This is a genomic window from Sphingobacterium sp. GQ94, from assembly GCF_059758715.1.
Genome location: NZ_JCAXEC010000007.1, coordinates 56,914 through 83,752 on the forward strand (window position 1 = coordinate 56,914; position 26,839 = coordinate 83,752).

At 34.1% G+C, this 26,839-nt stretch carries 27 protein-coding genes; 14 read left to right on the forward strand and 13 right to left on the reverse strand.

The genetic code is table 11. The features are described from left to right. Positions 1-73: 73 nt before the first annotated feature. Positions 74-718 carry a hypothetical protein gene (locus AC6CHH_RS08450; RefSeq protein ID WP_498281763.1) on the forward strand — a complete coding sequence of 215 codons (645 nt, stop codon included), beginning with the start codon at positions 74-76 and terminating at the stop codon, positions 716-718. After that, positions 711-1,079 (forward strand): hypothetical protein, encoded by a 369-nt coding sequence (locus AC6CHH_RS08455; RefSeq protein ID WP_498281765.1) that lies wholly within the window; start codon positions 711-713, stop codon positions 1,077-1,079. The genes AC6CHH_RS08450 and AC6CHH_RS08455 overlap by 8 nt, the downstream gene beginning before the upstream one ends. Here the strand turns inward: AC6CHH_RS08455 and AC6CHH_RS08460 are convergent. Further along, positions 1,076-1,867, reverse strand: coding sequence for a S1/P1 nuclease (locus AC6CHH_RS08460; RefSeq protein WP_498281767.1), 792 nt, complete (start codon positions 1,865-1,867; stop codon positions 1,076-1,078). The two genes, AC6CHH_RS08455 and AC6CHH_RS08460, sit on opposite strands and share 4 nt — an antisense overlap. 6 nt (positions 1,868-1,873) lie before the next feature. Beyond that, on the reverse strand, positions 1,874-2,338 hold the full coding sequence (locus tag AC6CHH_RS08465; RefSeq protein ID WP_498281769.1) for a DUF4268 domain-containing protein: 465 nt from the start codon (positions 2,336-2,338) through the stop codon (positions 1,874-1,876). Positions 2,339-2,418: 80 nt separating this feature from the next. On the opposite strand from AC6CHH_RS08465, the gene AC6CHH_RS08470 reads away from it, so the two are divergent. After that, entirely contained in the window at positions 2,419-2,955 is a 537-nt protein-coding gene (locus AC6CHH_RS08470; RefSeq protein WP_498281771.1) for a lipocalin family protein, read from the forward strand. Between the two features lie 4 nt (positions 2,956-2,959). Here AC6CHH_RS08470 and AC6CHH_RS08475 read toward each other — a convergent pair whose 3' ends face one another. Both AC6CHH_RS08475 and AC6CHH_RS08480 read right to left on the reverse strand, forming a co-directional pair. Next, the gene (locus AC6CHH_RS08475; RefSeq protein WP_498281773.1) at positions 2,960-3,247 is read right to left on the reverse strand and encodes a hypothetical protein; all 288 of its coding nucleotides are present in this window, start codon (positions 3,245-3,247) and stop codon (positions 2,960-2,962) included. 190 nt (positions 3,248-3,437) lie between these two features. After that, positions 3,438-4,772: an OmpA family protein gene (locus AC6CHH_RS08480; RefSeq protein WP_498281775.1), complete on the reverse strand. Its 1,335-nt coding sequence runs from the start codon at positions 4,770-4,772 to the stop codon at positions 3,438-3,440. A 255-nt stretch (positions 4,773-5,027) separates the two neighbouring features. Between AC6CHH_RS08480 and AC6CHH_RS08485 the strand changes: the two genes are divergently transcribed. Further along, positions 5,028-6,443, forward strand: a complete 1,416-nt coding sequence (locus tag AC6CHH_RS08485; RefSeq protein ID WP_498281777.1) for an alkaline phosphatase — start codon at positions 5,028-5,030, stop codon at positions 6,441-6,443. A 145-nt stretch (positions 6,444-6,588) separates the two neighbouring features. Here the strand turns inward: AC6CHH_RS08485 and AC6CHH_RS08490 are convergent, their stop codons facing one another. Both AC6CHH_RS08490 and radC read right to left on the reverse strand, forming a co-directional pair. Continuing rightward, on the reverse strand, positions 6,589-7,299 hold the full coding sequence (locus tag AC6CHH_RS08490; RefSeq protein WP_498281779.1) for a pirin family protein: 711 nt from the start codon (positions 7,297-7,299) through the stop codon (positions 6,589-6,591). Positions 7,300-7,523: 224 nt separating this feature from the next. Then, positions 7,524-8,219 carry a RadC family protein gene (radC, locus tag AC6CHH_RS08495; protein WP_498281781.1) on the reverse strand — a complete coding sequence of 232 codons (696 nt, stop codon included), beginning with the start codon at positions 8,217-8,219 and terminating at the stop codon, positions 7,524-7,526. A 155-nt stretch (positions 8,220-8,374) separates the two neighbouring features. Here radC and AC6CHH_RS08500 point away from each other — a divergent pair, with 155 nt between their 5' ends. The 4 genes from AC6CHH_RS08500 to AC6CHH_RS08515 all read left to right on the forward strand — a co-directional run bounded on the left by AC6CHH_RS08500 (position 8,375) and on the right by AC6CHH_RS08515 (position 11,179). After that, entirely contained in the window at positions 8,375-8,833 is a 459-nt protein-coding gene (locus AC6CHH_RS08500) for a peptidylprolyl isomerase (RefSeq protein WP_498281782.1), read from the forward strand. Positions 8,834-8,843: 10 nt separating this feature from the next. Beyond that, entirely contained in the window at positions 8,844-9,248 is a 405-nt protein-coding gene (locus AC6CHH_RS08505) for a DUF5606 family protein (RefSeq protein ID WP_498281783.1), read from the forward strand. A 195-nt stretch (positions 9,249-9,443) separates the two neighbouring features. Continuing rightward, positions 9,444-10,544 carry a DUF695 domain-containing protein gene (locus tag AC6CHH_RS08510; protein WP_498281785.1) on the forward strand — a complete coding sequence of 367 codons (1,101 nt, stop codon included), beginning with the start codon at positions 9,444-9,446 and terminating at the stop codon, positions 10,542-10,544. Between the two features lie 41 nt (positions 10,545-10,585). Continuing rightward, positions 10,586-11,179, forward strand: coding sequence for a methyltransferase (locus AC6CHH_RS08515; RefSeq protein ID WP_498281787.1), 594 nt, complete (start codon positions 10,586-10,588; stop codon positions 11,177-11,179). Between the two features lie 119 nt (positions 11,180-11,298). Here the strand turns inward: AC6CHH_RS08515 and AC6CHH_RS08520 are convergent, their stop codons facing one another. Further along, positions 11,299-11,745 (reverse strand): DoxX family protein, encoded by a 447-nt coding sequence (locus tag AC6CHH_RS08520; protein WP_498281789.1) that lies wholly within the window; start codon positions 11,743-11,745, stop codon positions 11,299-11,301. A 173-nt stretch (positions 11,746-11,918) separates the two neighbouring features. Here AC6CHH_RS08520 and AC6CHH_RS08525 point away from each other — a divergent pair, with 173 nt between their 5' ends. From AC6CHH_RS08525 to AC6CHH_RS08535, 3 genes are read left to right on the forward strand one after another with little or no spacing between them, the layout of a single operon-like run. Further along, positions 11,919-12,707 carry an N-formylglutamate amidohydrolase gene (locus tag AC6CHH_RS08525; protein WP_498281791.1) on the forward strand — a complete coding sequence of 263 codons (789 nt, stop codon included), beginning with the start codon at positions 11,919-11,921 and terminating at the stop codon, positions 12,705-12,707. After that, entirely contained in the window at positions 12,691-14,523 is a 1,833-nt protein-coding gene (locus tag AC6CHH_RS08530; RefSeq protein ID WP_498281793.1) for a peptidase MATCAP family protein, read from the forward strand. The genes AC6CHH_RS08525 and AC6CHH_RS08530 overlap by 17 nt, the downstream gene beginning before the upstream one ends. Before the next feature lie 20 nt (positions 14,524-14,543). Next, the gene (locus tag AC6CHH_RS08535; protein ID WP_498281795.1) at positions 14,544-15,551 is read left to right on the forward strand and encodes an ATP-grasp domain-containing protein; all 1,008 of its coding nucleotides are present in this window, start codon (positions 14,544-14,546) and stop codon (positions 15,549-15,551) included. A gap of 87 nt (positions 15,552-15,638) precedes the next feature. On the opposite strand, the gene AC6CHH_RS08540 is transcribed toward AC6CHH_RS08535, so the two are convergent. From AC6CHH_RS08540 to AC6CHH_RS08560, 5 genes are all read right to left on the reverse strand, one after another. Beyond that, positions 15,639-18,806 carry an efflux RND transporter permease subunit gene (locus tag AC6CHH_RS08540; protein WP_498281797.1) on the reverse strand — a complete coding sequence of 1,056 codons (3,168 nt, stop codon included), beginning with the start codon at positions 18,804-18,806 and terminating at the stop codon, positions 15,639-15,641. Between the two features lie 25 nt (positions 18,807-18,831). Beyond that, positions 18,832-19,890 (reverse strand): efflux RND transporter periplasmic adaptor subunit, encoded by a 1,059-nt coding sequence (locus tag AC6CHH_RS08545; RefSeq protein ID WP_498281799.1) that lies wholly within the window; start codon positions 19,888-19,890, stop codon positions 18,832-18,834. 13 nt (positions 19,891-19,903) lie between these two features. After that, positions 19,904-21,241, reverse strand: coding sequence for a TolC family protein (locus AC6CHH_RS08550; RefSeq protein ID WP_498281801.1), 1,338 nt, complete (start codon positions 21,239-21,241; stop codon positions 19,904-19,906). A 3-nt stretch (positions 21,242-21,244) separates the two neighbouring features. Beyond that, positions 21,245-21,850: a TetR/AcrR family transcriptional regulator gene (locus AC6CHH_RS08555; protein WP_498281803.1), complete on the reverse strand. Its 606-nt coding sequence runs from the start codon at positions 21,848-21,850 to the stop codon at positions 21,245-21,247. Between the two features lie 137 nt (positions 21,851-21,987). Then, complete coding sequence (locus tag AC6CHH_RS08560; RefSeq protein ID WP_498281805.1) at positions 21,988-22,650, reverse strand: NUDIX hydrolase; 663 nt, start codon at positions 22,648-22,650, stop codon at positions 21,988-21,990. Between the two features lie 141 nt (positions 22,651-22,791). Here AC6CHH_RS08560 and pfkA point away from each other — a divergent pair, with 141 nt between their 5' ends. The 3 genes from pfkA to gap are packed head-to-tail and all read left to right on the forward strand — an operon-like array spanning position 22,792 to position 25,632. Next, positions 22,792-23,775: a 6-phosphofructokinase gene (gene pfkA / locus AC6CHH_RS08565; protein WP_498281807.1), complete on the forward strand. Its 984-nt coding sequence runs from the start codon at positions 22,792-22,794 to the stop codon at positions 23,773-23,775. A 4-nt stretch (positions 23,776-23,779) separates the two neighbouring features. Next, a complete protein-coding gene (locus tag AC6CHH_RS08570; RefSeq protein WP_498281809.1) occupies positions 23,780-24,628 on the forward strand; it encodes a hypothetical protein in 849 nt (282 codons plus the stop codon). Between the two features lie 5 nt (positions 24,629-24,633). Next, entirely contained in the window at positions 24,634-25,632 is a 999-nt protein-coding gene (gap, locus tag AC6CHH_RS08575) for a type I glyceraldehyde-3-phosphate dehydrogenase (RefSeq protein WP_498281811.1), read from the forward strand. 104 nt (positions 25,633-25,736) lie between these two features. Here the strand turns inward: gap and mnmA are convergent, their stop codons facing one another. Beyond that, on the reverse strand, positions 25,737-26,831 hold the full coding sequence (gene mnmA, locus AC6CHH_RS08580) for a tRNA 2-thiouridine(34) synthase MnmA (protein WP_498281813.1): 1,095 nt from the start codon (positions 26,829-26,831) through the stop codon (positions 25,737-25,739). Positions 26,832-26,839: the final 8 nt, after the last annotated feature.

The window sequence follows — 26,839 nt, forward strand, 5'->3', positions numbered from 1 at the left end:
AAAAGTCGAAAGAACCTTTTAAATATTAAAATCAAAAGCTAAATCAAAATGAAAAACTGTATTTTGCATCATTATGTTAATTAGCATTGATAAAAAAGAGTATGAACTAATTATTACTAAAAATAGTGAAATTCGCGTAGTCTATGAACCTAACAAAACACCTTTTTTATATGCACACCCATTACATACACTCGAGGAGTTAAAGGCATTTGTCCGTCAATTTTCCAAAAATCATAAATACAAGTCCGTTCAGAGAATAACGGAATTGGAATTTATCAAAATTCAAATTTTCGGCCAGGATTACCCTGTTAAAATTTTAAGAAATGGGGTACAAAAGCCTTATTTAAAAGATGGTTTAATTTACTACAGCACCACCGCATCAGCCAAGATTTATCAAGAAAATTTCAAAGTCAAAATTTATCAAGAGTTATTTGAATACTATATATTAAGCAGAATTAGTTATTGGGAAGAGGAACTTAATATTTTGAGTAATGAGATAATTTTTCGGAAATTAAAATCATCAAACTACCATGTTAACGAAAAGAAGAAGAACATTACTTTTAACAAATCAAATGCTGGATTGCCAATCAGAATAAATGATTATATAACCTTACTTGCGCTATCAGAACTATCTGGAAAAGGACATAACCAAGCCAAATTAATTCAAAAACATTTCCAAGATCATGAACAATTATTAAATTATTTGAAAAATGGATAATAAAAATTTTCAAATCAAAATGCCCCTCCAAGAGCTGGAATTAGCTGAAGTTTTAAACCAGGATCAAGAACTTATTAATTTTTTTCCTCCTCAGCTCCTTCAACAAATTAGGTCTTATATAATTGATCAACTAAAAAATACTGACGGTAGCCCAGAAATTGAAGAATTTGAACTAACTGATCTAAGATTCTCGAGTGAAAATAATTCAGGGTCCTTTCGTTTAAAATTTCAAATTAATAGAAGATTCTGTTGCAGCGATTACAGTTGCTGTAACCAAGATTACATGGATGTCAAATTTAGTTATCAAAACAAACATTTAGTTGGTAGCGGTTCCTACTTTGATTGGACTATTGAAAATTAGCCAAATACTTCGTTTAACTCTTTTGCCAATCTTAATCCTGCTTTTAACAGACAAAGTTCCATACTATCCTTAAATTTAAAGATATATCCGTAGGATAAATTATTATCTTTTGAAACATCAGCATATATAGTATTGGCTAGCTGATGTGATTCGTACAACCATTCTTCAAAAGTGGATTGAGTATATTGTTTGTAAAAATATTTCTCATAATCCAATAGTTGTGCATATTCGGTATATGAATATTTTTCATTATCAACTAAATCACTGTCCCACACCCGATGGATATTTGAAGATCTACCAAAAAAAGTGACAGGTATTCGATTTCCACCTAAATCCTCCACCCTACTAACATGCATAGGCTGATGTGCATCACCTAATAGGTGAATCATGAAATACAAAGCCTGTTTCCGCGTTTGCAAGCTAAGATCATGATTTACCACGTCTTTTTTAATCTTTTTATAGGCTTTATATAAGTTATAATCAGGAGTCTCCTGTAGTGTAAGGTTAAACTGTTCGAAACTAAGGTCAGCTTCAGTATTCACAAAATGGAAAGATCCAGTTTCATTTAGCAATGTATCGGGTGATGATTTGATAAAATCTGCCCAGTTGGACCAATACGCCAACTTTTGATTTCCTATTAATTTCTGTATATTTCGTTTCGCTTTTTTAGTTAAATGCTCTTCAGCAATTTCAGAAATTACTCTATGACCAGTCATTCCCCAAGCAAAACTCTGTTGAGATTGAATCACCAACAACAGAAGAAACAATATTCTACCTACTTTTATCATATCTAATTAATTTTTAAAATACTCAAATTCATACTTAACTTTTGTCCAAAACCGATCTAACGCAATAATTCGAGGTTTAAAAAAAGAAATTAATTCAGGCCAATCAGTAATATTTAAAACATTAACATGTATAATCTCCTTATATATTCGAGCAATAGGCTTACCATTGTCATCATGAAACATCTCTTCCCAAACCCATTCTTCTCCTAATTCTTCAACCAAAAGTTCAGAATATTGCTTAAACTGTTCTAGCATTAAGGAACGAATACTCTCTTGGGGATGCGTCAACTCAATTGCTATAACAGCTTTGTTATCTTTGGTTTGCATCCTAAAATACAACTGCTTGATTCCGGTTTTATAATTTACCCAGCCTATTTTTTCTCCATCATAACCGTACACAACAGACATATATTGCCCAAAGTTTGTCCAAAAGGATTCCTTTAACCTCTTTACTTCTTCTCTTGAATACAATTTCTTAAATTTACAGCAAAGCTAGGAAACTCATTAAACATTTTTATCCTTCTGTGTGTTTTCTTATTTAAAACTATAACATGGACAAAAATAAAAGTCTTATTACACTTGCTACGATTGCACTAGGGACACTCATTTACAATTACATGAGACCCATCAAATCCAACGTCAAAGTAATTGAAGATTTTCAACCCGAAAAGTTTATAGGTAAATGGCACGAAATAGCAAGAATGAATTTTCCCTGGGAGAAAAATTTAGTTGACGTTACTCTGGAATTCCTCAAAAATGAAAAAGGAACATATGAAGCCAAGATTGGTGGTTATCATTCAAAAACTGGTCACCATAAAGTTGGACAATCAAAGGTCAAAACTCACCAAAATCTAAATATTGGAAATTTTAAAGCCGCTTTATTTGGTCGCTTTTTTTCAAATTTTAACATTGTAAAAATTGACCCAGACTATCAAGACATCCTAGTTTATGGAGATAATTTGGATAGAATGTGGATTTTCAGCAGAAAAAAGACTTTATCGAAAGAAACAATAGAAACTTATCAAAAATATGCAGTTGACTCTGGATACGAGATTTCTAAACTTATTTGGAATCATAAAAATTTTTAACACTTTATTTTTCAAAAACCGACTGAATGATTGAATAGTCAAGCGTGGAGTCTTTACGAATAATATCGGATATCTCCTGAAGATCAACCGGGCTTATTACATTGCCCTTACCCATGTTAAAAAGGGTACAAAGAAACATACTTGCCTCTGTTTTTTCTGCATAAGTAAGCAAGGAACTTCCAATATAGAAATTTAAAATGGAGGAAGCATACTGTCCAAACAATTCAAAATCCAAGGTCTTGGCATTTTTTTTTAATGATTTAAAAAATTTCTCAAAATCATTTTGTATCATTTTAGTCTGATCTGAAGTAAGCATGTTGTAAAAATAACAAAAGATGGCGTTACTAAATAGAAAGAGCATAAATTAAAATTTTAATTATGCTCTTTCTATTTAGTAAAAATCAATCATTATACCTCAGTGGATATTCTTGTGTATATAATATCGCGTAATGCCCTTTTGTTAACCTTTAGGGAAATTTGCTTTATTTTCTCACACTAATAGCTACCCTTCTGTCTTTTATACGATCAGTTTCTGGAGCTGTTGCCTCAAAATTTGCAAATTCCGATCCATAACCTTCCGTCTCAATAACTCGGTCGCCTAAATTTTTTCCTTCCAATTCTGTTTTAACTGCGTTAGCTCTTTCTTCAGAAATTTTCATATTAATAGCTTCATCGCCTGTTTTGTCTGTATATCCTCCAATTTTAATTTTAACCGTTGGATATGCATTTAAAATAGCCGCCAAATTGTCTAATTGAACCTGACTCTCAGGAAGAATATTAGAGGTGCCAGTTTCAAAATTCAAATTATCAAAATCAAACCATTTATTTTTTAAATCTTCATCTGAGAGCTCTTTATAATCGGAATTCAAAAACATAACCAACTGATCTTCTATACCGCCCTTATTCGCATTAAGTTCTATGTTATTCGGTAATTTAACGACAACACCCTCCTTCTCGAATCCTGAAATAGGATCCTCAAGGGTAACGTCTTCATCAGTAATTAAGGAATCAACATGAGCAGAGCTTTCAGCGATGGTTGCTTCTTCACGATTACATCCCTTTCCAAATAAAAACCATAACAATAACAGTAGGATTGGAATTAAAAGCCACCATAATCCTGCCCCTTTCTTCGTATCTCTATCGGAAGCGACCATGGGATTATTGGGTGTATTAACATTACTTGGAATGATTGGATCCTTCACCACAACATCTTCAACTGGATTCACAATATGTTTACTGATCGGTTCTTCGATAGTAGGTCCTCCTTGCAATACATGTTCAGAATCTGATAAAGTATCTCCGAGAATATTAAGGGGTAATCCTACAGGGAGTGCTTTTAAAAACCCGGCTCTATTGTTATTCAAATTTGTTTCAATAGCTGTCGAGTCCCAATTCGTTCCATTTCCCGTTAGAGCTGCAATCACAGCTGGCAACCCAGCTTTAAAAATATTTTGCAACTTACCTGTATCCATACCCAGGAAACTAGCTGAATTAGGTAATACGCTATCAAAATCTTTTCCAAATAAAGTATTTAGAATATGTTGTGATTTTTCACCTGATGTTAATTCAGTATCATTCGACTTCCAAAACTGAGAAACGTCAGAAAAATTAAATCCCGTAAAATACTCTCTTAATTTATTTAGGATTGCCTGTAAATCATAACCTGATTTCTTTTGTAGACCCAAAAACAAGGTGGGAATTGCCGTATCAAGACTACGTTTTACTTGATCAACCTGTAAGTCTTCATGACTAGCTAAATCTTGAAAATTTTGATCGTTGAAATACGATCGAGCTGTATTAATTAAGTTATTTTCCATAACGATTTTATACTGGTATAGGATATTTAACAATGTTTGTAACATTTTGTTTGCAATTCCTAGGATATTGATTAATATCAATTAGGTATATGTAAATTCATATTTTTATCCAAAAGCATTTAATTGTGTATTTAATTAGAATTAATTATTGGTTGTCATTCACGTCAACCTTTTGTATTTTAATAATTTTACCAATTTCTTAACATACAATTTATGCTTGAACCTTACCTTTGTAAATAAATAATTCAATCCAACATGAAAAAACAAATTCTAAATTTATTTGTCGCGCTTTTTGTCTTTAGTGCAATTAGTTTTGCACAAAAACAACCCAAATACATCTTTTACATGATAGGCGATGGAATGGGATTTGGTCAAGTTCATGCTTCAGAACTCTATTTAGCTTCCTTACAAAAGCAAACCGGTATTGTTCCGATGGTATTTAGCAAATTTACAAATGCAACTTTTGCAACTTCTCATTCATTGTCTCATGGTGTAACTGATTCGGGAGCTGGTGGTACCGCTTTAGCGGTTGGGTACAAAACAAAAAACGGTGTAATTGGAATGGATAGTGCTGGCGTTAAATCCTATAAAAGTTTAGCTTATTATGCAAAAGAAAAGGGTTTAAAAGTTGGAATTACAACTAGCGTAAGTATAGATCATGCTACACCAGCCTCATTTTATGCTAATCAGCCTGACCGCAACATGTATCATGAGATTGCTCGCGATATCATAGAATCCGAATTTGACTTTTTTGCCGGTTCAGGTTTTTTAAAACCTACCACAAATTCTAAAAAGGAAGAAGTACCATCTATATTTCCAGAATTTGAGAAGGCTGGGTATAAATTGTTATACGGTTTAGCAGATTACCAAAAGGCTAAAAGTAGTAATTATGAAAAAATGATCCTAATGAATAAAAAGGGAACTGATGCGAGTTCTTTAAAATATGCAATTGACCAAAAACCAGGAGACTTGAACTTGGCAGAAATAACTTCCGCGGCTATAGAAACTTTAGAGAAAGGTGGTAAAGGTTTCTTTTTGATGGTTGAAGGTGGAAAGATCGATTGGGCGAGCCATGCAAATGATGGTGCTACTGCGGTAAACGAAGTTATCGATTTTAATAATTCTGTAGAGAAAGCATTTGAATTTTATAAAAAGTATCCAGGAGAAACATTAATCATTGTAACGGCGGATCATGAAACAGGCGGATTAGTGGTTGGTAATGGTAGTTCTACTTTACGATTAAACAACCTGATTAACCAAAAGATATCTCAAGGTGAACTATCTGTGTTAATTAACGATTTTCGAACTAAAAATCCAAATGCAAAATGGGATCAAGTAAAAGACTTCTTAAGTGCTCATTTAGGGCTGTGGACAGCTATAAGTGTTTCCAAGAATGATGAAAAGGAAATATTTGAAGCTTATGAGAAAAGTTTTGTCAATCATCAAAACGAAACACAGAAAAGCTTGTATGCTACTAATGACAAAATAGCTTCGTTAGCAATTTCGGTGTTGAATAAAGCTTCATCCATAGGCTGGGCTTCTGGGGGTCATTCCGCAGGTTATATCCCTGTTTATGCTATCGGGGTTGGTGCTGAGAACTTTAATCATAAAATGGATAATGTAGATATCCCTAGAACAGTCTCTAAAATTGCAGGATGGGAAATGAACTAGTACTATGCAGTGAAATAGCTTATCAAAATTTTCACTAAAATAAAGTAATATAACAGAAAAGAAGCAGCGAAAAAAATCACTGCTTCTTTTTATTAGTAAATCTACCTCATAAAATAACCCAAAGTCTATTTTGGATTAAAAGCTGTTAGACAGGAACTTCCATTAAAAGAATTTCTGCTCTATTGTTTGCCCTTAGATGAACTGCTGTAGCTCCGGAAATCTCCAAACCATCTCGGTCAACCATTTCTTGACCAGAAACATTAATTTTTCCCGATAACACAAAAACAAATAAGCCATTAGAATGATCTTTCATCACATAATCCATTTCAAAGCCAGCATCAAAATTTGCTAAGTGGAACCAAGCGTTTTGGTGAATCCAGACCCCGCTATCTTCTTTGTTAGGAGAGAGAATTTGTAAAAAATTATTTTTGGCCAAATCAAAGTCAATAACTTGCTGATCGTATCTTGGTTCTACATTTTCTTTATCTGGAATTACCCATATTTGAAGAAATTTCACTGAATTTGTCTCACTATTGTTATACTCACTATGTTCAATTCCAGTACCTGCGCTCATCACTTGGATATCACCTTTTGTAATGACAGACCCATTTCCCATACTATCACTGTGTGCTAATTCGCCTTCAAGTGGTATAGTGATAATTTCCATGTTATTATGACCATGCATTCCAAATCCCATACCTTTCTCAACAAAATCGTCATTGATAACTCGTAATGCTCCGAAGTGAACTCTGTTTGAGTTCATATAGCTTCCGAAACTAAATGTATGTCTTGATTTTAACCACCCAAAGTCAGATTCGCCTCTTGAGTTTGCTGGATAATAATTAAATTTTTCCATTTTATGATCCTCCATTTTATGTATACAAATCTCATTAGTTTAAAAATTAAATTGATTGATATATGATAAGAAATTTTTTCAACATATTCTCTTAAACCGAAATTGTGCTCCGATAATCCTTTACTCTCTAAAGAAGTATTCGCGGAAGGATTAACTGTCTTGGCTGTAAAAGTCTTCTAGAATTTCAGCATTTTACCAAAACATTTTACTGTTTTGGATCTGCTTTATACTTCCAAAATGCCCTTATCTCGAAAACTGAAATAATTATCTTCTGTAAAAATAATATGATCTTGAACTAGAATATCAATTTCCTTTGAAGCTTTAATTATCTTTTTAGTAAGTATTATATCAGCATTACTTGGCTTTAAGGTACCCGAAGGATGATTATGGGCCAAAATCATCGAATGTGCTTTATTTAGCAATGCAAATCGTAAAATTATCCGAGTGTCAACTGGGGTGAAATCGTTTCCACCCTTACCTATCATCTGTTTAGCAATAACGTTACAAGCGGTACTTAAATAGATTACCCAAAATTCTTCGTGGGGTAAATCTTGCATCTGATTTTTTAAGTATTCATATGCCAACCTACTGCTATTTAACATTATATACCCAGAACTTTTAGATTCTTGTCTCCTCCTACCAAGTTCTAATGCCGCGATTATGGAAATAGCTTTTGCTTCTCCTATACCTTTAAACTTACATAAATCAGACACATCCAATTTCGAAAGTAACAACAAGTCTTGCTTGACACTATTCAATATTCGTCTACACAAATCAACTGCGGTTTCATCCCTTGAACCAGAACCTATTAATATAGCTAATAATTCTGCTTCTGTTACTGCTCTACGTCCTTGCTCTAATAATTTTTCCCTCGGCTGGTCAGATGCAGCCCAATCTCTAATGACCATTTTTTCTCGCATAGATTATATATTTAAGTGACTAACAATACTTTGCATTAAAAGTACCTAATCAGAGTACAGGTCACAAATCTGATTTTCAACAACTTATCCACAAACTTTAAAATTTAAAGAGAAACCTTATCTTTGTACTCTAATAGAAAATGGACTGACATAATATGAGTAAAGCAATTATTAAAACTGAAAAGGGCGACATGACTGTGCAATTTTACACAGAAGATGCTCCAAATACGGTAGCCAATTTTATAAAATTGGCTAAATCAGGTTACTACGACGGATTAAACTTTCATCGGGTACTTCCAGACTTCGTTATTCAAGGAGGTTGTCCAAATACACGTGAGGGAGCAACAGGAATGCCTGGAACTGGTGGTCCTGGATACAAAATCGATTGTGAATTAAATGGTGAAAATCAATATCATGACCGAGGAGTATTATCCATGGCACATGCCGGACGTAACACGGGAGGTTCACAATTCTTTATTTGTCATAGCCGTAACAATACAGCTCATCTTGATCGTAATCACACCTGTTTCGGTAAAGTGATTGAAAACGTTGATATTGTTGACGATATCCGTCAAGGTGACCGTATTTTGGGAATTGAAATTATCGAAGATTAATCAGAAAACCATGAATTTAAGAGGACTAGTATCAGTAACAGGAAAACCTGGTTTATTCAAATTGGTTGGTCAAAACAAAGGTGGATTTGTCCTAGAAACTTTAGATGAAGCAAAACACAAATCTATTGTTAACTTGTCAACCACAAAGATGGCTACCTTGGAGGATATCACTATCTATGGAGAAGATGAAGAAATACGTTTATTAGCGATATTTGAAAACATCAAAACCAATGAAGTAAGTGTTCCAGAGGTTAAAGCTAACGGGAATGTCTTACGTGATTTTTTTAGAGAAGTTGCACCCAATCATGATGAAACAAAAGTTTATACGTCTGATATAAAGAAAATCATTACCTGGTTCAATCTCATTAAGGATCTACCATTATTTAATGAAGAAGCGCCGGCTCCAATAGCATAATAACATTTTATCTATTGATTAACCTATTTAGTCTTAAAAGGCTAAATAGGTTTTTTTTTTAGAAAATTGTAAGGACCAAATTTCATCTCTGCGAGTTCCGATTGTCATATACTAAGTCCTTTTTGGTATATTTAAACTTATAATCCGGCAGAATAACCATTTAAATTTTGCGATTTCAAAAAATAATCGAATTCAATGGAAAGAAATCAATACCTCGCTAACCCTGCGATTAAATATGCAAAGAAATATGATGTATTTTGGGAATGGTTCAAATCCAAAAGTGAATCTTTTTATGAAACATTATATTCCGGAATTAAAGTTGAAGAAATTTTAATTGTACAAATCTCTCAAAAACTTGAAGAATTAGATTTGAACATTTTCTTTTTAGTAGGTTTAAACAATGACTTGCAAGCTGAGCTCATTTTTAGTCCCGAAGGGATTATAAAACTTGTTTATTTGGTTGAAGAGTTAGTTGAAGTTTCACCTGAAATCCCCAATTGGACGTTTAGATCCCTGAAACCACCAAATCAAAATATTGATTTCAATGTTCGAATAAACAATCGGAACTTTAATAAAGACAACATAAAATTTTATCCTATAACGCATCCGAAATATCCAGATGAAATTGAGCTAATGTTGGTTTACGAACACGCTTATCATCAAGAAGAATATGAAGAAGTTTACAATGGGGTATATATCTTCCTGGACAATTTTTTAGGTGAGGAAATCATGATGGAAGTTATCGACAAAATCGACGTAAGGGGATCTGCAGAAAATATAGAAGAGTTAATTCCCATTAGAAAATTAAAAGATTATTTAATTTGGAGAGAAAAGGAATTTGTGGAAAAATATCAACAAATCCAATACGATCCAAAAAAAGAAGATTTCACAGAACTAGGTGGAATATTAGAAGAAAATTTACCCGTTTTGTTCAAGATCAATACAAACATTCTGAATTGGGAATATAAGTCATCATTTCCATGGATATTGATCATTTACCAGGAATTTTTAACGGAAAACGCTAATCAACTACCAGATGAAAAAAACGTTCAAATATTAGAACAAATCGAGGATGAAATAGAACGCTTGATTCCACAACAGAATGGCTACGTTTTTATTGGCAGCTTGACTACCAATGGTATTAGGGAATCCTTTTATGCTTGTAAAGAATATAGAAAGCCAGCAATGATTATGCGTACCATCCACGAGCAATTCGATCAAAAATTAAAGATAGATTTTGAAATATTTAAAGATAAATATTGGAAGTATTTTGAACGATTCAATCAAGTTATGTAAAATTATCTATCAAATGGAAATGGTTTAATTAATGTATCAACATGGAGAATCCTTTAGATCACAACTTCTGGAATAAAAAATGGGAAAATAACCAAATTGGATGGGACATAGGCTACCCTTCGTATCCGATTACATCATTCATAGACACCTACATCCAACAAAAAAATCATCGAATTCTTATTCCGGGTTGCGGAAATGCACATGAAGCAAGCTATCTATTAACTAAGGGATTCACAAATATCACAGTGATTGATATTTCTGAAAAAGCAGTAAAAAATATTGAACAACGATTTTACAAAAATCCTAATATACGCATCATTCATGGGGATTTTTTTGATCATATTGGTCAATATGATTTGATTATTGAACAGACATTTTTCTGTGCTTTAATTCCTACATTACGGACTTCCTATATAAAAAAAACTGCATCATTGCTGGCAAAAAATGGTCATTTGATCGGCTTACTATTTAATAAGAAATTCGATAATGATGGACCACCATTTGGCGGAACTGAGAGTGATTATAGACAATTGTTTAATGCATATTATGATATTGAAATAATGGAACCGTGTTATAACAGCATACCTCAAAGACAAGGATCAGAGCTATTTATAAAATTAAGAATCAAAGATTAGTTTTTTGTTTGACTAAATTGGGTTAATTGTCAGCCTCATCGAAAATTTCATAATTACTCAATCCTTGACAAGGCTGATTTAATCTCAAAAAAGATGTAAAATTTTATATAATCAGTAGTCTAAATTCTTCTCTTGTATCCGACCTTGTCCATTTCTTTATCTAGTGAGATCGGTCCAGATCCTACAATAAAAAAATAAATTAAACACACTAATACAATCAATGAAAGCCAAAATTCTGAATTTAAAAAACTAAATCCATTGGTGATGTTTACAAAGAACACAGCCCCCACTAGAATGGGAATTTGGATAGCAACAGCTAGTCTTGTACTTAGGCCCAAGGCGATAAAAATTCCTCCAACTAGATGTGCAAAAACGACATAGTGTACGGCTCCCCAAATGGATAACTGGAAATTTGTTTTTTGAATTAATTCAGCAATTGAATCTCGATCCATAATAAAGCTAATCCCTTTTGCAAAAATTAATATTCCTAGGATAACTCTCAAGAAATCAACCCACCTTGGATGATGTGCATCTCCCCAAAGTTCAATTCGTTGTATTATATTCATAATGACCTCCTTTTTAATTGGTTATAAAATCATAACGTAGGATTACATTTAAAAAGTATATACAAAACCGTAATTTTTTAAAAAGGTATAAATGAGTTTAGCGTTCAAACTGGTATTAAATAAATCAAACTTTTAGATTGATTTATTGTTTTTTAATAAGTACACAGAAATTTATGCTACAATTAACAAAATACCATATTAAAAAAGCCGAGAGTCCGTTCTGGGCATTCGCTATTCATGATGGGCATCAGATAGATCCAAGTTTAGAACCCTTCTTAAAGATAAATGATGAAGATCGATTAAAAGAAGAAGATCCATTTACTGCATTAATGGCGGAATTGCCTATTAACCAGTTTATCGTTGCCAGCTCAAGATTTCAATTGGATTTAAATCGCAAAATTTCTGATGCTATTTATCTTAAAAAGGAACAGGCTTGGGGCTTGGATGTTTGGGACCCTTCATTACCAAAAGAGTTAATTGAACTTTTATATTCCGAATTCAATCTAATATATAATCAAATTGAAGAATTGGTGAAAGAAACTATTGATAAATTTGGATATTTTTTTGCGTTTGACATTCATAGCTATAACTGCAGAAGAGAGTCGTCAAATCAACTCATAAACATGAACACTGATCCGCAAATTAATTTAGGTACTGCGTATGTCAATACCCGATGGAATTCTCTTGTTAACATGTTATTACAGTTTATCGAAAATGATACTTTATATGATAATCAAATAGATATACGAGAAAACATCAAGTTTAAGGGGGGATATCTTTCACAAAGAATCAATCAACTGTATGGGAGTAGCGGTTGCGTTATATCGTTCGAATTCAGAAAGGATTTTATGGATGAATGGACTGGATGTCCTGATCTACAAATGATAACATCATGTAAACAATTATTAATAAGAACCTTAGGTCATTTGAAAAATTATTATATCCATGAACGAAAAAAATAAACCGTTAATAGGTATCCTAGATGCAATTGGTAAACGGATTCCAGTCCATCATCAAATACCTAATGTGGGAAAGTTTATATTCAACAAAATAGTTCCTTATATATTCATATACCGTTACCCAAAATTAGATAAGAGGGATAAAATGCTTGCAGATTTAGCTAAAACAGAAAATGCGAGCATTATTTGTAAATCAACAGATTTTCCATTGGATGAATGGATTCTTCCTATCGCCCAAAAATTAGCAAAAGAGTTTGGAGCATGTTTGTTAGTGGAAGCCTGGATTTCCCAAGACGATCAACAAAAGGACATTAAAATTCATGTGGCTCAGAAGGATTTACTGCCATTGGCAGAATATCTTGAACGAAATATTAAAATGGAAGCTCCAGATATACAAGTGGATTTATCAAAGGACTTAATTATACCAAGGGCCCCAGAAGTTCCTGCTCTATTTACAAAAAAAGAACTACAGAATCAACAAATTTTATTACTTGGAATTTCCATTAAACAAAATTACATCGATAACAAAGAAAATGTACTGCCCATTTTAATCCGTGTATACCGGGAAACACTTGCAAAGTCACTTTCCAGGCTATTTTTCGAGTTCCTGCGTGTATATACATATTTGAATGCTGCTGCGCAACATATTATTTTTCATCAGGAACTTACTCCATTAATGATCGATATTGACAATGCGTTGTCTCAGGAAAGTAAAAAATTTGATTTTCTTTTAATGGTAACACCATTAAATACACATCAAGCCTGGATTCAATTTAAAAAAGATAAATTTTGGAAAACCCCAAAATTCCTTTACCGCCCGTTGCATATTGATCCGGACCTTGTAAAAAGGAGATTATATAACTTAAGGATTGAAGACATCTATGATCCAACAATGGCTTTCATATTTCGTGATAAGCGTTCGGAATTAGATTCAATGATAACCATGATTGCCGATAGAGGAAAAGAAGATTTCGTACATGGAAGTTTGCAGGTTTTTGGGAATGTATCCGAAAAATTATACAATACGGCTTTAGCCATATTAATGATGACTGATTCCAATACAAGTTTTAAAAAATCAGAAGAAAATATTACAGCGGAAGAATTTGCGAAACTTGCTAAAGAGGAAATAAGGTTTCTTCAAAAACAGAATCCTAATTTCAGTTGTCCAATTCGGGTCAGAGAAGATATTTCTGGAGTTATGGTAAACCGAGGAGCACTGAACATCTCTAAAGAATATAAGGTAACAAAAAGTAGAGCAAAAGCTCTAATACAACACGAAATAGGCACGCATGTAGTCACCTATTTTAATGGAAGAATGCAACCTTTAAACCTTTTTAGTTTAGGAGTTCCTGGATATGAAGAACTTCAAGAAGGATTAGCTGTATTAGCAGAATTTATTGTGGATGGCCTGGATAATGAAAGGTTAAGGAGTATTGCTGCTAGGGTCGTTGTAGTACACCACATGTTGCTCGGGAGTTCCTTTCGGGATACTTTTGGCTTATTGGTGGATCAATATAATTTTTCTCCCGAGATATCTTTTCAAATTGTGATGCGTGTTTACAGAGGAGGCGGATTAACCAAAGATGCGTTATACCTAAAGGGGATAATGGAATTATTGACGTACCTTAAAGAAGGTCATAATGTACATTTACTTATGATGGGAAAAATTAGAAAAGATTATTTACCCATTGTCAAGGATTTGCTACAAAAAGAAATCCTTATTCCCCCGGCAATAAATCCCAGATATTTATTCCCACAATACAGTGAAAAATGGTTGGAAGCAAAGAATAAAGGTTCCATATTTAAATTAATTCAATAATAAACTCATTGACTCATTATATGAAAATAGCATTTCTTATAAATCAAACTCATAAAGAAGAAGCTCACTTTACCACAACTATTCTAGCGCTTAAGGCACTACAAAGTGGTCATAGCGTATTATATATTGGACTAGCAGACTTTGTCTATAAAGACGAATACGAAATACATGCACATTCTAGATTAGTAAACCCAGAAGACGGTATACGGGAGACAACTGAACTCATTGAGAAACTTAAGAAACAACCAAAAAGTTTAGAAGATATGTCGCAAGTGGATGTTCTTTGGTTACGATTTGATCCAACTTTGGATATGATTAATAGACCATGGGCTGCTGCTACGGGGATTCATTTTGCTCAACTGCTTAAAAGAAATGGCAGATTAGTAATCAATGATCCAGACAACTTGATTCAAGCAAACAACAAATTATATCTGGAAAATTTCCCGAAATCAATTCGTCCCAAAACATTAGTCACTAGAAATCATGAAGATGTCCTAAATTTTATGGATGAACAGAAGGACTGCATAATTTTAAAACCCCTAAAAGGTTCAGGAGGAAAGAATGTCTTTTTAATGAATTTTAAGGAAAAGCCAAATTTAAAACAAACGGTCGAAGCTATTGCTAGAGATGGTTATGTAATTGCTCAAGAATATTTGCCAGAAGCAAGTAAAGGTGATATCCGTTTCTTTCTAGTCGATGGTAAACCCTTAAAGGTCGAAGGTAAATATGCTGCTGTAAAAAGAGTTCAATTGAAAAATGAAATACGGAGCAATATTCATCAGGGAGCACACGCCCAAAGTGTTAAAATAACGAAAGAAATTTTAGACTTAGTAAAACAAGTCTCCAAAAAAATAAAAAATGACAACATGTATTTGGTCGGACTGGATATTGTTGGCGATAAGATCATGGAAATTAATGTCTTTAGCCCAGGCGCCTTATCCCATATTATAGAACTGGAAAAGAAGGATTTCGCAGGTGCGATTATTGCAGACCTTGAAAATAAGGTAAAGAAATTTTACAAAATTTGATGCGTTTAATTCCAGTAGAATAACATTCTTAAAAAGATAAGGTCTGAAAAATTCAGACCTTATCTTTTTAAGAATGTATATTTAATGTTAATGTTTTACATCCATTTCATCAACATACGCTTCATTTTTAACATAATCAGCATCTATTAATGTGGCATAATCAGTTTTCTGTTTTTTACCAAAGAACCTGCCTATGCTATCAAAAATTGAATAAACCACTGGGACAACTACTAATGTCAGTAATAGGGAAGAAAGTAATCCTCCAATAATAACAATTGCAAGTCCTCTATTACTATCAGCACCATCACCAGTTGCCAAAGCAATCGGAATCATACCAAAAACCATGGCAATCGTTGTCATTAGAATAGGACGAAGACGAGCATGGTTTGCAGCAACTAAAGCATCATGCGTGTTATCACCATGTTCTTTACGATGATTTGCAAAGTCAACTAGTAAAATAGCATTTTTGGCGACCAAACCAATCAACATGATGATACCTAAGATTGTAAAAATATTTAGTGTTTGATTTGTTAATGCCAATAATAGCAATGCACCAATAAATGATAAAGGAATCGAAAACAACACAATGAATGGTGTCGCAAAACTATCATATAAAGCGACCATTACTAAATAAACTAAAATAATTGAAGCCAAAAGGGCAATTCCCAAGGTACCAAATCCTTCGGATTGATTTTCCATATTACCACCCCAAACATATACCACTCCTGGTTTGCGCTCGAGCTTAGAAAATTTAGCTTCCCAATCCGCCGCAACCGTTCCAGTGGGACGACCAACAACAGAACCTGTAACAGAAACAGAGGGAGATTTATCTCGACGTTCTAGCAGTGTTGGTCCTGAACCATAACTAATCGATGCAAACTGGTCTAATGAAATTGTTGCACCTTGATTGTTCACAAACTTAAGCCCACTTACATCACCTATACGGGCACGTGCAGATTCATTAAAACGGATATTGATATCATATTCATTATCACCGCCTCTAAATTTGTTGTCCGTGTTTCCTGAAAAAGCAGTTTGCATGGTCAAACCAACTGTTGCAACGTTTAAACCTAGGGAAGTCATTTTTTCTCTATCAACTTGAACATTTATTTCTGGATTCCCGTCCTCAGAGGACAATTTAACACCAGTAGATCCGGGAACCTCACGTAATAATTCTGCAGCTTTATCAGCAAATTCCCTGGCATCGTTAATATCAGATCCAATGATGGTTAATTTTAAGGCGGCTTGTTCGGCGCCCATTAAGCCCATGTTTACCGATTGAACTTTTGCGCCAATCAATTTGGATTCCAATTCACGTTTCAATCGGGCTGAATAAACTTTAGAACTCTCCGTATACGTGTCCTTCATAATGACATGGATTTCCGATTTATATCGTGATCCTGCCGTTGACATAACCCCATCTGAGGATTGACCTACCGTAGTAATGATTCGTTCAATATCAGGTTTTGATTTTAGAACCGCTTCCGCCTTTTGTGTAAGGAAATTTGTTTTTTCCAACGATGCGTCCTTTTCTAACTCCAATTGAATCATAAACTCTCCCTTGTCGGATGCAGGAAAAAAGTCAGTTCCGATGAAACCCAGCCCTATTAAAAAGAACGATCCAACGAATAAGGTAAATGCAATAAAAAGTGTTGCTAACTTGGTTTTCCGATTTTTTAAACACCATTCAAGTATGCCCGTAATCGAGTGCGTAAATTTAGTCAAACCCGATTCAAATCCATTTACAATTATGCCGACAAAAGACGATGGCTTGATATGTTCCAATTTACCAAATCGCGAATATAACCACGGAACAACAGTAAATGACACAAGTAGGGATAGTAAAGTTGAAATAATTACGGTAACACAGAATTGAGTTAAGATATTTGCAACCAATCCCGTTGACATTGCAATTGGTAAGAATACAACCACAATAACCAAGGTAATTGCCGAAACCGTAAATCCTATTTCCTTCGCTCCATCAAAAGCAGCGCGAACTTTATTTTTACCCATTTCCATGTGGCGATGGATATTCTCAATTACAACAATCGCATCATCCACAAGTATACCAACAACTAAGGACAAACCTAACAAAGACATCAAGTTTAAGGTATACCCCATTAATAGTAGACCAATAAAAGTCGCAATTAACGATAGAGGGATAGCAATCATTGTAATGGCTGCATTTCGCAAACTATGCAAGAAGAATAACATAATGAAACCCACCAAAGCAATCGCGATCAATAAATCATGAATTACATTGTCTGCTGCATTTAACGTATAATCTGTTGAATCATTTGCCAACAATACTTTTATATTGTTATCAGCATAATCCTTTTCGACTGATTCTATCGTTTCTTTTACCAAAGAAGAAACCTCAACAGCATTTGCATCGGATTGTTTAAAAACTTGCAATAAGATTGTATTTTTTTGATCTAGTCGAGCAATTTTTTCAATTTCCTTAATTCCATCTTGTACATCTGCAACATCACGAAGAAAAATAGTAATTCCTGCCGGAGTAGTTATTGGTAAATTTCTTAACTCGTTCACGTCAGTAACTTTACCCGCCAATCGAATTGTCGTTCTATTTTCACGCGTACTGACGTTCCCCGTTGGAAAGTCTAGATTTGATTGGGCTATAGTTTGCTGAACTTGGGGTATGGTTAGCCCATAGCCCTCCAATTTTTCAGGAATAACACTAACTTGAATCTCACGCTCTTCTCCCCCTATCATGTCAACCTTTGCAACCCCGTTGATTCGGGCAAATATCGGTTGAATTTTATTATCCAAAAGATCGAATAATTCTTTTTCAGATAAATTAGAGGTAACAGCGAGACTCATGATAGCAATGTCATCAAGCGAAAATTTATTTAATGAGGGGGCTTCCACATCATCGGGAAGATCATTAAGAATAGCATTAATTTTTCGCTGAGCGTCGGTTAGTAAAAAATTGACATCCGCATTATCATTTAATGTAATCATTACGATGGAGATATTTTCCAACGATGTTGATTCAACTTTCTTTATGCTCTCAAGTGAAGAAACCGCATCTTCAATCTTTTTAGTAACTGTACTTTCAACCTCAGTAGGCGAAGCACCGGGATACACAGTTTGGATAGTAATAACGTTTATATCAAACTTAGGTATCAATTCATATCCCAATTGGGAATATGAAAATATCCCACCTAATGTCAATATTATAAACAATACGATAATTAGACTGGGACGTTTTATGGATATTTCAGTAATCTTCATTTTTTAGATTCCTTCTTAACATAAATTATTTAATTACTTCTACAGCTGACTGATCCAACAGGTTAATCTGACCTGAAACAATAACGAGGTCACCAGCAGTAAGACCGCTTATGATTTCGATATTTTCGCCAAAGCTTCTTCCTGAAACAACTTTTGTTTCAATTGCTTTACCATTTTTCAAAACAAAGATTTTATTATCGCTAATTGCACCAATGAAAGCTGTTCTTGGGACAACTAAAACATTAGATGATTTCTCTGCACCAAAGGTTGCCGTGCCATACATACCAGCGCGCAAAGCGTTATCAGTATTATTTGAAATTTCAATTTCAACAGGAAAATTCAAACTTCCATCTGACTTTGGAGCGATAAATGTAATTCTTCCAACAAATTCTTTATCGGAATATACACTTGCAGTCACATTTACACGTTGTCCAACTTTTAACGTCGCAACATTTTTTTCGTCAACATTCACACGTAATTTTAACGTACTTACATTTACGATATCAAATGCTGCCGTTCCCGCACTTACATAAGCTCCTGGTTCAATCATTCGAGAGTTAACAATTCCGGATACCGATGTTTTAATGGTTACATCACCCGCTGTTAATTTTGAACTCTTCAAATTATTTTTTGCATTCTCAAATTGTAATTTCATCTGATCAACCTGTTGTTGTGTAACTCCACCTGTAGAAAGGGCATTTTCAAATCTTTGAAGATTAGCAAGTGCATTATCATACGAAGCTTGAGCATTTGCTACGTTGACATTTAATTTATCGCCTTCGACTACAGCCAAAGTTTGTCCAGCAGAAACTCGAGATCCTTCATCCACCAAAACGCGAACAACTCGTCCACCGGTTTCAGCAGCAACTGTTACTTCTTGTTTTGGCATAAATGTTCCATTTACTTGGTATGCTAAGTTCATTTCACTCATAGTAGCAGTATCAATTCGAACTGTAACAGCGGAATTTGTTTCAGCTACCACTGCTGTCTCAGCTGCGTTCTTAGCTTTATTATTTTGAAGTATATAATAAATCCCGGCCCCAGCAGAGACAATTAAGAGAAGAGTAATAATAGTCCGTTTCATGTATTTGTATTAATTATTCGTTTACCAATGATTTTAAATTTCCTTTTGCTTTGATCAATTGAACTTCTGCTACTTTATAATTCAACAACGAAGTATTCAAGTTATTCTGAGAATCTGCATATGCATTTTCTGCATCCAATAGATCAGTCAATGTTGCTAATCCATTTCTATAGTTATTTTGCGTATCATCAAGAACCTCTTTAGCCATATCTACGTTTCTGCGATTCGCATCAATGGTCAACAAACTGTTTTTAATTTGTGCCTTAGCGTTTTCACTTGCTAAATTCAATCCGAGTTTTGAGTCCTCTAAATCCACTTTAGCTCTTTTTATTTCAACATTTGCCTGATTGATTTTTGCTTTCGTGGAGCCCCCATTAAAAATAGGAATACTTAAATTTAAACCTATCGAGGAAAATACTGACTTATTAGAGTTGCTGTTAAAAATAGGTATCTGCTCGCCAAAGCCCGTGTATCCAATATTTCCTGTAAAGGCCAATGAAGGATAGTATGCTGATACCATCGATTTTTTATTCAGTTCTAATAATTCAATTTGCTTTTCCATCAATTTTACCTCAGTTCGGTTTTCCAAATTAAATTCGTCTAACGCTATCGAAGGATTGATGTCAAAGGTTTCTTTGGGTAAGACAATATCCTCTGTAATTTTCATACCGATTGCAAACTTCAAGGCATTCTCACGTAATTCTTGCGCATTAATGAGTTGCTGTTTTTGAGCTTGTAAATTATTTATAGCAACTGATGTACGATCAAGATCAATTTTCTTCATTAAACCTGCATCTACCAAACCTTGTAAAACATCTCTTGTTTTGGTTGTATTTTGCAAATTATTCTCCAAGGTTTGAAGTTGAAGATCAGATTGATATACTTCATAATAAGCATTAGCAACCTTTTCAATCAACTGCTCATCGGTCAATTGAGAATTAATCTTGTAAAACTCCCTTGTTGTTTTTGCTGCCTTCAATCCAGTAAACAAGGATTGATTAAAAATTTGTTGATTCAATTGCAAGTTTGCAGTTGCTTGCCATGGTTGACCAAATTGCATTATCATTGTACTTGATTCACCAGTCTCGGTTGTCATTGTAATCGCATTTTTTTGAATCAATGGATTATAAGTTAATTGACCCGAACCATTAATTTGAGGCAAAGCTCCTGCCCTTACCTCATCAATTAAATATTCAGAATTCTCCAAATCCAATTTGGATTTTTTGGCCTCTGCTTTATTTTCTAAGGCATATGTGACCGCTTGTTGCAAAGTGATGGGTTCTTGCGCTTGCAGTAATGAACCAGAAAATAATCCAGTTGTAATCAAAGCTATTATTTTTGATTTCTTCATTTTCTATTTGTTACTAATAATTTTACTTTCGAATATTAATTTTGTTGCCTTTTTTTGGCTATTAAGGATCTTACTTACATTATCATCATCAGGAATTCCAGTAATCATATCTGTCACGGCATGAAATACACTTAAACCCTTGATTACCTCAGCATAAGTTTGGGCATCCTCTTGAATATTTTCCATTTTTAATTCACCATATTCTTTTGCTTTCTTAAAAAGTGATATTTTACTTTGGATATCTCTTTGATAGAAACATTCCATTAATCCAGAAATCTCGATTCCTTTAATCCAATCCAAATTCTCATTTATATGAAGAACATAATATTTCCTCATACTAGCAGCCCTTAGTTCTAAAAGTTCAAAGATAGTTTGCAAAAGGTTTCCGGAATATTTTGAAATGATTTCATCCTCGCTATCATGTACGTCTTTAGCGATTTTATTAATCACATCTATAATCAAATTTGACTTATCGGTGTAATAATAATAAAGATTCGCTTTTGTAATTCTCAGATCATCAGCGATCTCATTCATTGTGGTCTTGTGAAAGCCAAAATGTGAGAAACGTTTTAGCGCCGCTTCTATAATTTGATCCTTACGATTCTCCATTTTTACCTTTTTAATTTTTGACTTTTTCTATAAATTGTTCAAAAGTAAAAAATAGAAAATAGATAATATCATAGTTATGTCAAAAATATGATATTTAACTTTTATTTTACTTAAAAGAAATAGTAGAAATGGTTATTTTATTCTTGGTTGAATTGTTTATGGAATTTTTTTGAATCAAATGAGTAGAGTTTAGCCGCTCGGTAAGAAACGCCTTTTTGAAACTCATTAAGCTCTTTTAGATAGCCGAGGTTATTAATTTTTTTCCTAAAATTTCTTTTATCCAATTTTTTATTCAACAAAGCTTCGTAAACCTGTTGTAATTGGGTAAGGGTAAATTTAGTTGGTAATAATTCGTAAGGTGTTGTGGAGTATGTAACAGTCTTTTTTAATTTTTGTAAACTTAGATTAAGAATCTCCCGATGATCAAAGGCTAAATCAGGTAAATCTGCAACGGAAAACCATTTTAGTTGACGCATATAGCTAGTGCCGGATGAAATTTTATTCCGAACGTCATCAATTTGAACTAATGCCATAAACGCTACTGTTAAAATCCTTCCCTCAGGATGCCGCTTTACCCCGGCAAATGCAGCCAATTGGTCCATGTATATATCTTTAAGACCAGTCATCTCTAACAGAATTCTAGCAACTGCATCTTCCATTTCTTCATATTTATTTACAAAATAGCCAGGAAGAGCCCACCAATCCTTATATGGATATTCATTCCTTTCTGCCAATAAAACTTTTAATTCGCCATCTTCAAAACTAAAAATGACGCAGTCGATAGTAAAATGAGTCTGCAAAACCTAAATTTCTTTAAAATTGATCAATATGATTTGTGTAAATCTGAACAATTATAACAAATACACAAACAAATTACCAAAAAAATTTAATAGTGTAAGAAATACACATTATATTCGTACTTCAAAAAAAGGAAAACCTACATGAACAATTTACGAAGGATTGGCGTTTATACATCAGGAGGAGATGCTCCAGGAATGAATGCCGCAATTCGGGCGGTAGTTCGTACAGCCATTTACAATAAGATTAAAGTAACTGGAATATATAGAGGGTATGAAGGGATGATTGAAGGAGATTTTACTGAAATGGTAAGTCGATCAGTAAGTTCAATTATTCAAAAAGGGGGAACCATCTTAAAATCTGCTCGCTGTCCAGAATTCAGAACTTCTGAGGGACGAAGAAAAGCATATGAAAATATTCGTCACGCAGGAATTGATGCTCTAGTCGCTATTGGAGGGGATGGTACATTTACTGGTGCCGAAATTTTTTCTCAAGAATTTAACGTTCCGGTAATGTGCATCCCAGGAACTATTGATAATGATTTATATGGCTCAGATTATACGCTAGGATTTGATACAGCGAATAATACTGTAATTGATGCAATAGACAAAATTAAAGATACTGCTGCCTCTCATAACCGATTATTCTTTGTTGAGGTAATGGGTAGAGATTCAGGATGCATCGCCTTGAATGCCGGGGTAGCTGGTGGCGCTGAAGCAATTATGCTCCCAGAAAAAGAAACAGCAATTGAAGAATTAATAGATCTATTGGAAGTTGCTAAGGATAGGAATAAAACATCAATGATTGTCATAATTGCCGAGGGAGATAAAAATGGTGGCGCATATAATGTTGCTAAACGTGTGAAAGAAAAATTTGATTTTTATGACACAAAAGTTAGTATATTAGGGCATTTACAACGCGGAGGATCACCCAGTAGCTTTGATAGGGTCTTAGCTACTCGGATGGGATATTTTGCAGTTAACGAACTAATAAAAGGAAATAAAAGCGCTACCGTTGGCATACGTGGCAGTAGAATTATCTCGACAAGTTTAGAAGAAGCCCTACGCAGCAAAGAATTTAAACTCGACGAAGAATTAGTAACAATTTCCGAGGTAATGAATATATAATTTTATGATAGCAGTTGTGTATAGTGGTTCAAGATATGCGGATTGGCGATTAGCTGAAAAGGGAAGAATTCTTCACGGTTTTCGTACAATGGGCATTAATCCATATATCCAGGATGAACGATTTATTTATCAACTTCTAAATAAAAATACTCAGCTGATCAATAACGCTGAACGAATACGTAAAATTTATTTTTTTGGAGCAGGAGCATCTTCCAAAGAAAGACAAGAAAAAATAGAAAAAGTCTTTACTCAGTTTTTTAAAAACACAAAAGTTAAGGTAAGCCATGATGTATTGGCTTCTGCAATTTCAACCTTTGGAAATGAAAAAGGAATTATTGGGATAATAGGCAGTGGCTCAAATGCGGCTTATTACAATGGAAGGAAGATAATTGAAAATAATTTTGGATTAGGCTACATCTTAGCAGACGAAGGATCAACTAATTGGCAAGCTAGAGAAATACTAAAGGATTTTTTAACAGAGGCAATGCCTCAAGGTTTTAGAGAAAAGCTACTTAACAAACATTCGATAGATAGGAAAATCATTTTAGATAAAATCTACAATACTCCAAACCCAAATATCTTCTTAACTTCGTTTGCTGATTTTATCTTAGAAAATAAAGACGACCCTTATATGGAAGGAATCATTAGAAAAGGCTTAGAAATATATGTCAAAACATATTTGATTCCACTTTCTGAGACCTATCCTGATGCTATCCTTCACTTCACAGGCTCGGTTGCTAATAATTACTCCGATTGGTTGCGGGAAACTGCTAAAAGTCACCATTTAGTTGTAGGAACGATTATTCGAGAACCTGTACAGAACCTATTAAAATATTATTTAAATAAAAATTAGTTAAAATGAAAATTGGAATTAACGGATTTGGCCGTATCGGCCGCTTAGCATTCAGAGCTGCTGTAAAACGCAGCGATATTGAAGTAGTAGGTATTAACGATTTAGTTGAACCTGACTATTTAGCATACATGTTGAAATACGATTCAACGCATGGTCAATTTGATGGTACGGTTGAAGTTAAAGATGGACATTTAATTGTTAATGGTAAAACGATCCGTATTACTGCTGAAAAAGATCCGGCAAACTTAAAATGGGATGAAGTAGGTGCTGAGGTTATTATTGAATCTACTGGCTTCTTCTTAACTCAAGAGTTAGCTCAGAAACATATTGATGCTGGTGCTAAAAAAGTTATTATGTCAGCTCCTGCGAAGGACGACACTCCTACCTTCGTAATGGGTGTTAACCATAAAGATTTAAAAGCAGAATACAACATCGTATCAAATGCATCATGTACAACGAATTGTTTAGCTCCGATTGCTAAGGTTCTGAACGACAAATTCGGCATTTTAGAGGGATTAATGACAACAGTACATGCTGTTACTGCAACTCAAAAAACTGTTGACGGACCTTCAGTTAAGGACTGGAGAGGTGGACGTGGTGCTTACCAAAACATTATCCCTTCATCAACAGGTGCAGCAAAAGCGGTAGGACTTGTATTGCCAGAATTAAAAGGAAAACTAACAGGAATGTCACTGCGTGTACCTACGGCTGACGTCTCTGTAGTGGATTTAACTGTACGTTTAGAGAAAGCTGCTTCTTACGAGGATGTAAAAAAAGCAATGAAAGAAGCTTCTGAAGGAGAATTAAAGGGAATTTTAGGATACACAGAAGATGATGTGGTTTCAACTGATTTCTTAGGTGATTCTAGAACCTCAATATTCGATGCTAAAGCAGGTATTTCATTAAATGATAATTTCGTTAAGGTGATCTCTTGGTATGATAATGAGTGGGGTTATTCAAACAAAATTATTGACTTGGCACAAGAGGTAGCAAGAATATCATAATTCATATACCGTAATAAAAAGGCGATGTTGATACACAACATCGCCTTTTTAATTTACCTATATATTGTTAAATACGAATCCTTTTTTAGAAAATCAGTCTTTCACTATTCCTTCATTAAAAAACCGCCACCAAGCAAATCATCGCCCTCATAAAAGACAGCGGATTGTCCGGGTGCTATCCCTTTAACCGCATGGGTAAAATCAACTCTCATCGTATCACCAAATTGAGTTAAGGTAGAAATAGCGCCAGCATCTTTATAACGGATTTTAGTGACCGCTTCCATTGGCTCCTCTAGAGAGGCATATTTCACTAAATTAATATTGCGGACAAAAGCCTGCGTTTTTTCTAATTCATGCTCCTCTCCTAATACCACTGAATTACTTTCAGGCAGTATTTGAATAACAAACATTGGTTTACCTAATGCAATACCTAAACCCTTACGTTGTCCGATTGTAAAATAAGGATATCCAATATGCTTACCCACCACGGTACCATCAGAAAGTAAAAAATTACCCGGACCTATCTCTTGATCCAATAATGGTCTTTTATGTCTTAAAAACGATCTATAATCATTGTCTGGAACAAAACATATCTCGTAACTTTCAGACTTGTTAGCTAACTCTTTTTGTCCCATATCCATCGCCATTTGTCTAATTTCCTTTTTGGTAAAACTGCCTAAGGGAAATTGGGTTCTAGCAAGATTTTCTTGTGAAACGCCCCATAATACATACGATTGATCTTTGTTCTCATCTTTTCCTTTGGAAATAACATAACGGCTATTATCATGTTGCCTAATATTAGCATAATGTCCGGTAGCAATAAATTCACAATCTAATTTATCTGCTCGTTTCATGAGGGCTTCCCATTTAATATACGTATTACATAAGACACAAGGATTTGGGGTTCTTCCGGCAATATATTCATCGACAAAATTATCAATCACAAAATCTCCAAATTCATCACGAATATCTAAGATGTAATGTGGAAATCCATAATTCACGGCAAGGGTTCTTGCGTCATTAATACTATCCAAACTACAACATCCAGTTTCTTTTGAAGAGCCTCCGGAACTTGCATAATCCCATGTTTTCATCGTAATCCCGATGACCTCATAACCTTGTTCGTGTAACATAACAGCAGCGACAGAACTATCAACACCACCACTCATTGCTACCAAAACTCTTCCTTTTTTACTCATAACATATT

Coding starts and splice junctions, on each gene's coding strand:
- AC6CHH_RS08480 (WP_498281775.1), bottom strand. CDS start 4,772: ATGGAAAATAACTTAATTAATACAGCTCGATCGTATTTCAACGATCAA.
- AC6CHH_RS08545 (WP_498281799.1), bottom strand. CDS start 19,890: ATGAAACGGACTATTATTACTCTTCTCTTAATTGTCTCTGCTGGGGCC.
- mnmA (WP_498281813.1), bottom strand. CDS start 26,831: ATGAGTAAAAAAGGAAGAGTTTTGGTAGCAATGAGTGGTGGTGTTGAT.
- AC6CHH_RS08555 (WP_498281803.1), bottom strand. CDS start 21,850: ATGGAGAATCGTAAGGATCAAATTATAGAAGCGGCGCTAAAACGTTTC.
- AC6CHH_RS08570 (WP_498281809.1), top strand. CDS start 23,780: ATGATAGCAGTTGTGTATAGTGGTTCAAGATATGCGGATTGGCGATTA.
- AC6CHH_RS08515 (WP_498281787.1), top strand. CDS start 10,586: ATGGAGAATCCTTTAGATCACAACTTCTGGAATAAAAAATGGGAAAAT.
- AC6CHH_RS08550 (WP_498281801.1), bottom strand. CDS start 21,241: ATGAAGAAATCAAAAATAATAGCTTTGATTACAACTGGATTATTTTCT.
- AC6CHH_RS08540 (WP_498281797.1), bottom strand. CDS start 18,806: ATGAAGATTACTGAAATATCCATAAAACGTCCCAGTCTAATTATCGTA.
- gap (WP_498281811.1), top strand. CDS start 24,634: ATGAAAATTGGAATTAACGGATTTGGCCGTATCGGCCGCTTAGCATTC.
- AC6CHH_RS08500 (WP_498281782.1), top strand. CDS start 8,375: ATGAGTAAAGCAATTATTAAAACTGAAAAGGGCGACATGACTGTGCAA.
- AC6CHH_RS08455 (WP_498281765.1), top strand. CDS start 711: ATGGATAATAAAAATTTTCAAATCAAAATGCCCCTCCAAGAGCTGGAA.
- AC6CHH_RS08520 (WP_498281789.1), bottom strand. CDS start 11,745: ATGAATATAATACAACGAATTGAACTTTGGGGAGATGCACATCATCCA.
- pfkA (WP_498281807.1), top strand. CDS start 22,792: ATGAACAATTTACGAAGGATTGGCGTTTATACATCAGGAGGAGATGCT.
- radC (WP_498281781.1), bottom strand. CDS start 8,219: ATGCGAGAAAAAATGGTCATTAGAGATTGGGCTGCATCTGACCAGCCG.
- AC6CHH_RS08510 (WP_498281785.1), top strand. CDS start 9,444: ATGGAAAGAAATCAATACCTCGCTAACCCTGCGATTAAATATGCAAAG.
- AC6CHH_RS08505 (WP_498281783.1), top strand. CDS start 8,844: ATGAATTTAAGAGGACTAGTATCAGTAACAGGAAAACCTGGTTTATTC.
- AC6CHH_RS08535 (WP_498281795.1), top strand. CDS start 14,544: ATGAAAATAGCATTTCTTATAAATCAAACTCATAAAGAAGAAGCTCAC.
- AC6CHH_RS08470 (WP_498281771.1), top strand. CDS start 2,419: ATGGACAAAAATAAAAGTCTTATTACACTTGCTACGATTGCACTAGGG.
- AC6CHH_RS08485 (WP_498281777.1), top strand. CDS start 5,028: ATGAAAAAACAAATTCTAAATTTATTTGTCGCGCTTTTTGTCTTTAGT.
- AC6CHH_RS08525 (WP_498281791.1), top strand. CDS start 11,919: ATGCTACAATTAACAAAATACCATATTAAAAAAGCCGAGAGTCCGTTC.
- AC6CHH_RS08475 (WP_498281773.1), bottom strand. CDS start 3,247: ATGATACAAAATGATTTTGAGAAATTTTTTAAATCATTAAAAAAAAAT.
- AC6CHH_RS08460 (WP_498281767.1), bottom strand. CDS start 1,867: ATGATAAAAGTAGGTAGAATATTGTTTCTTCTGTTGTTGGTGATTCAA.
- AC6CHH_RS08530 (WP_498281793.1), top strand. CDS start 12,691: ATGAACGAAAAAAATAAACCGTTAATAGGTATCCTAGATGCAATTGGT.
- AC6CHH_RS08450 (WP_498281763.1), top strand. CDS start 74: ATGTTAATTAGCATTGATAAAAAAGAGTATGAACTAATTATTACTAAA.
- AC6CHH_RS08490 (WP_498281779.1), bottom strand. CDS start 7,299: ATGGAAAAATTTAATTATTATCCAGCAAACTCAAGAGGCGAATCTGAC.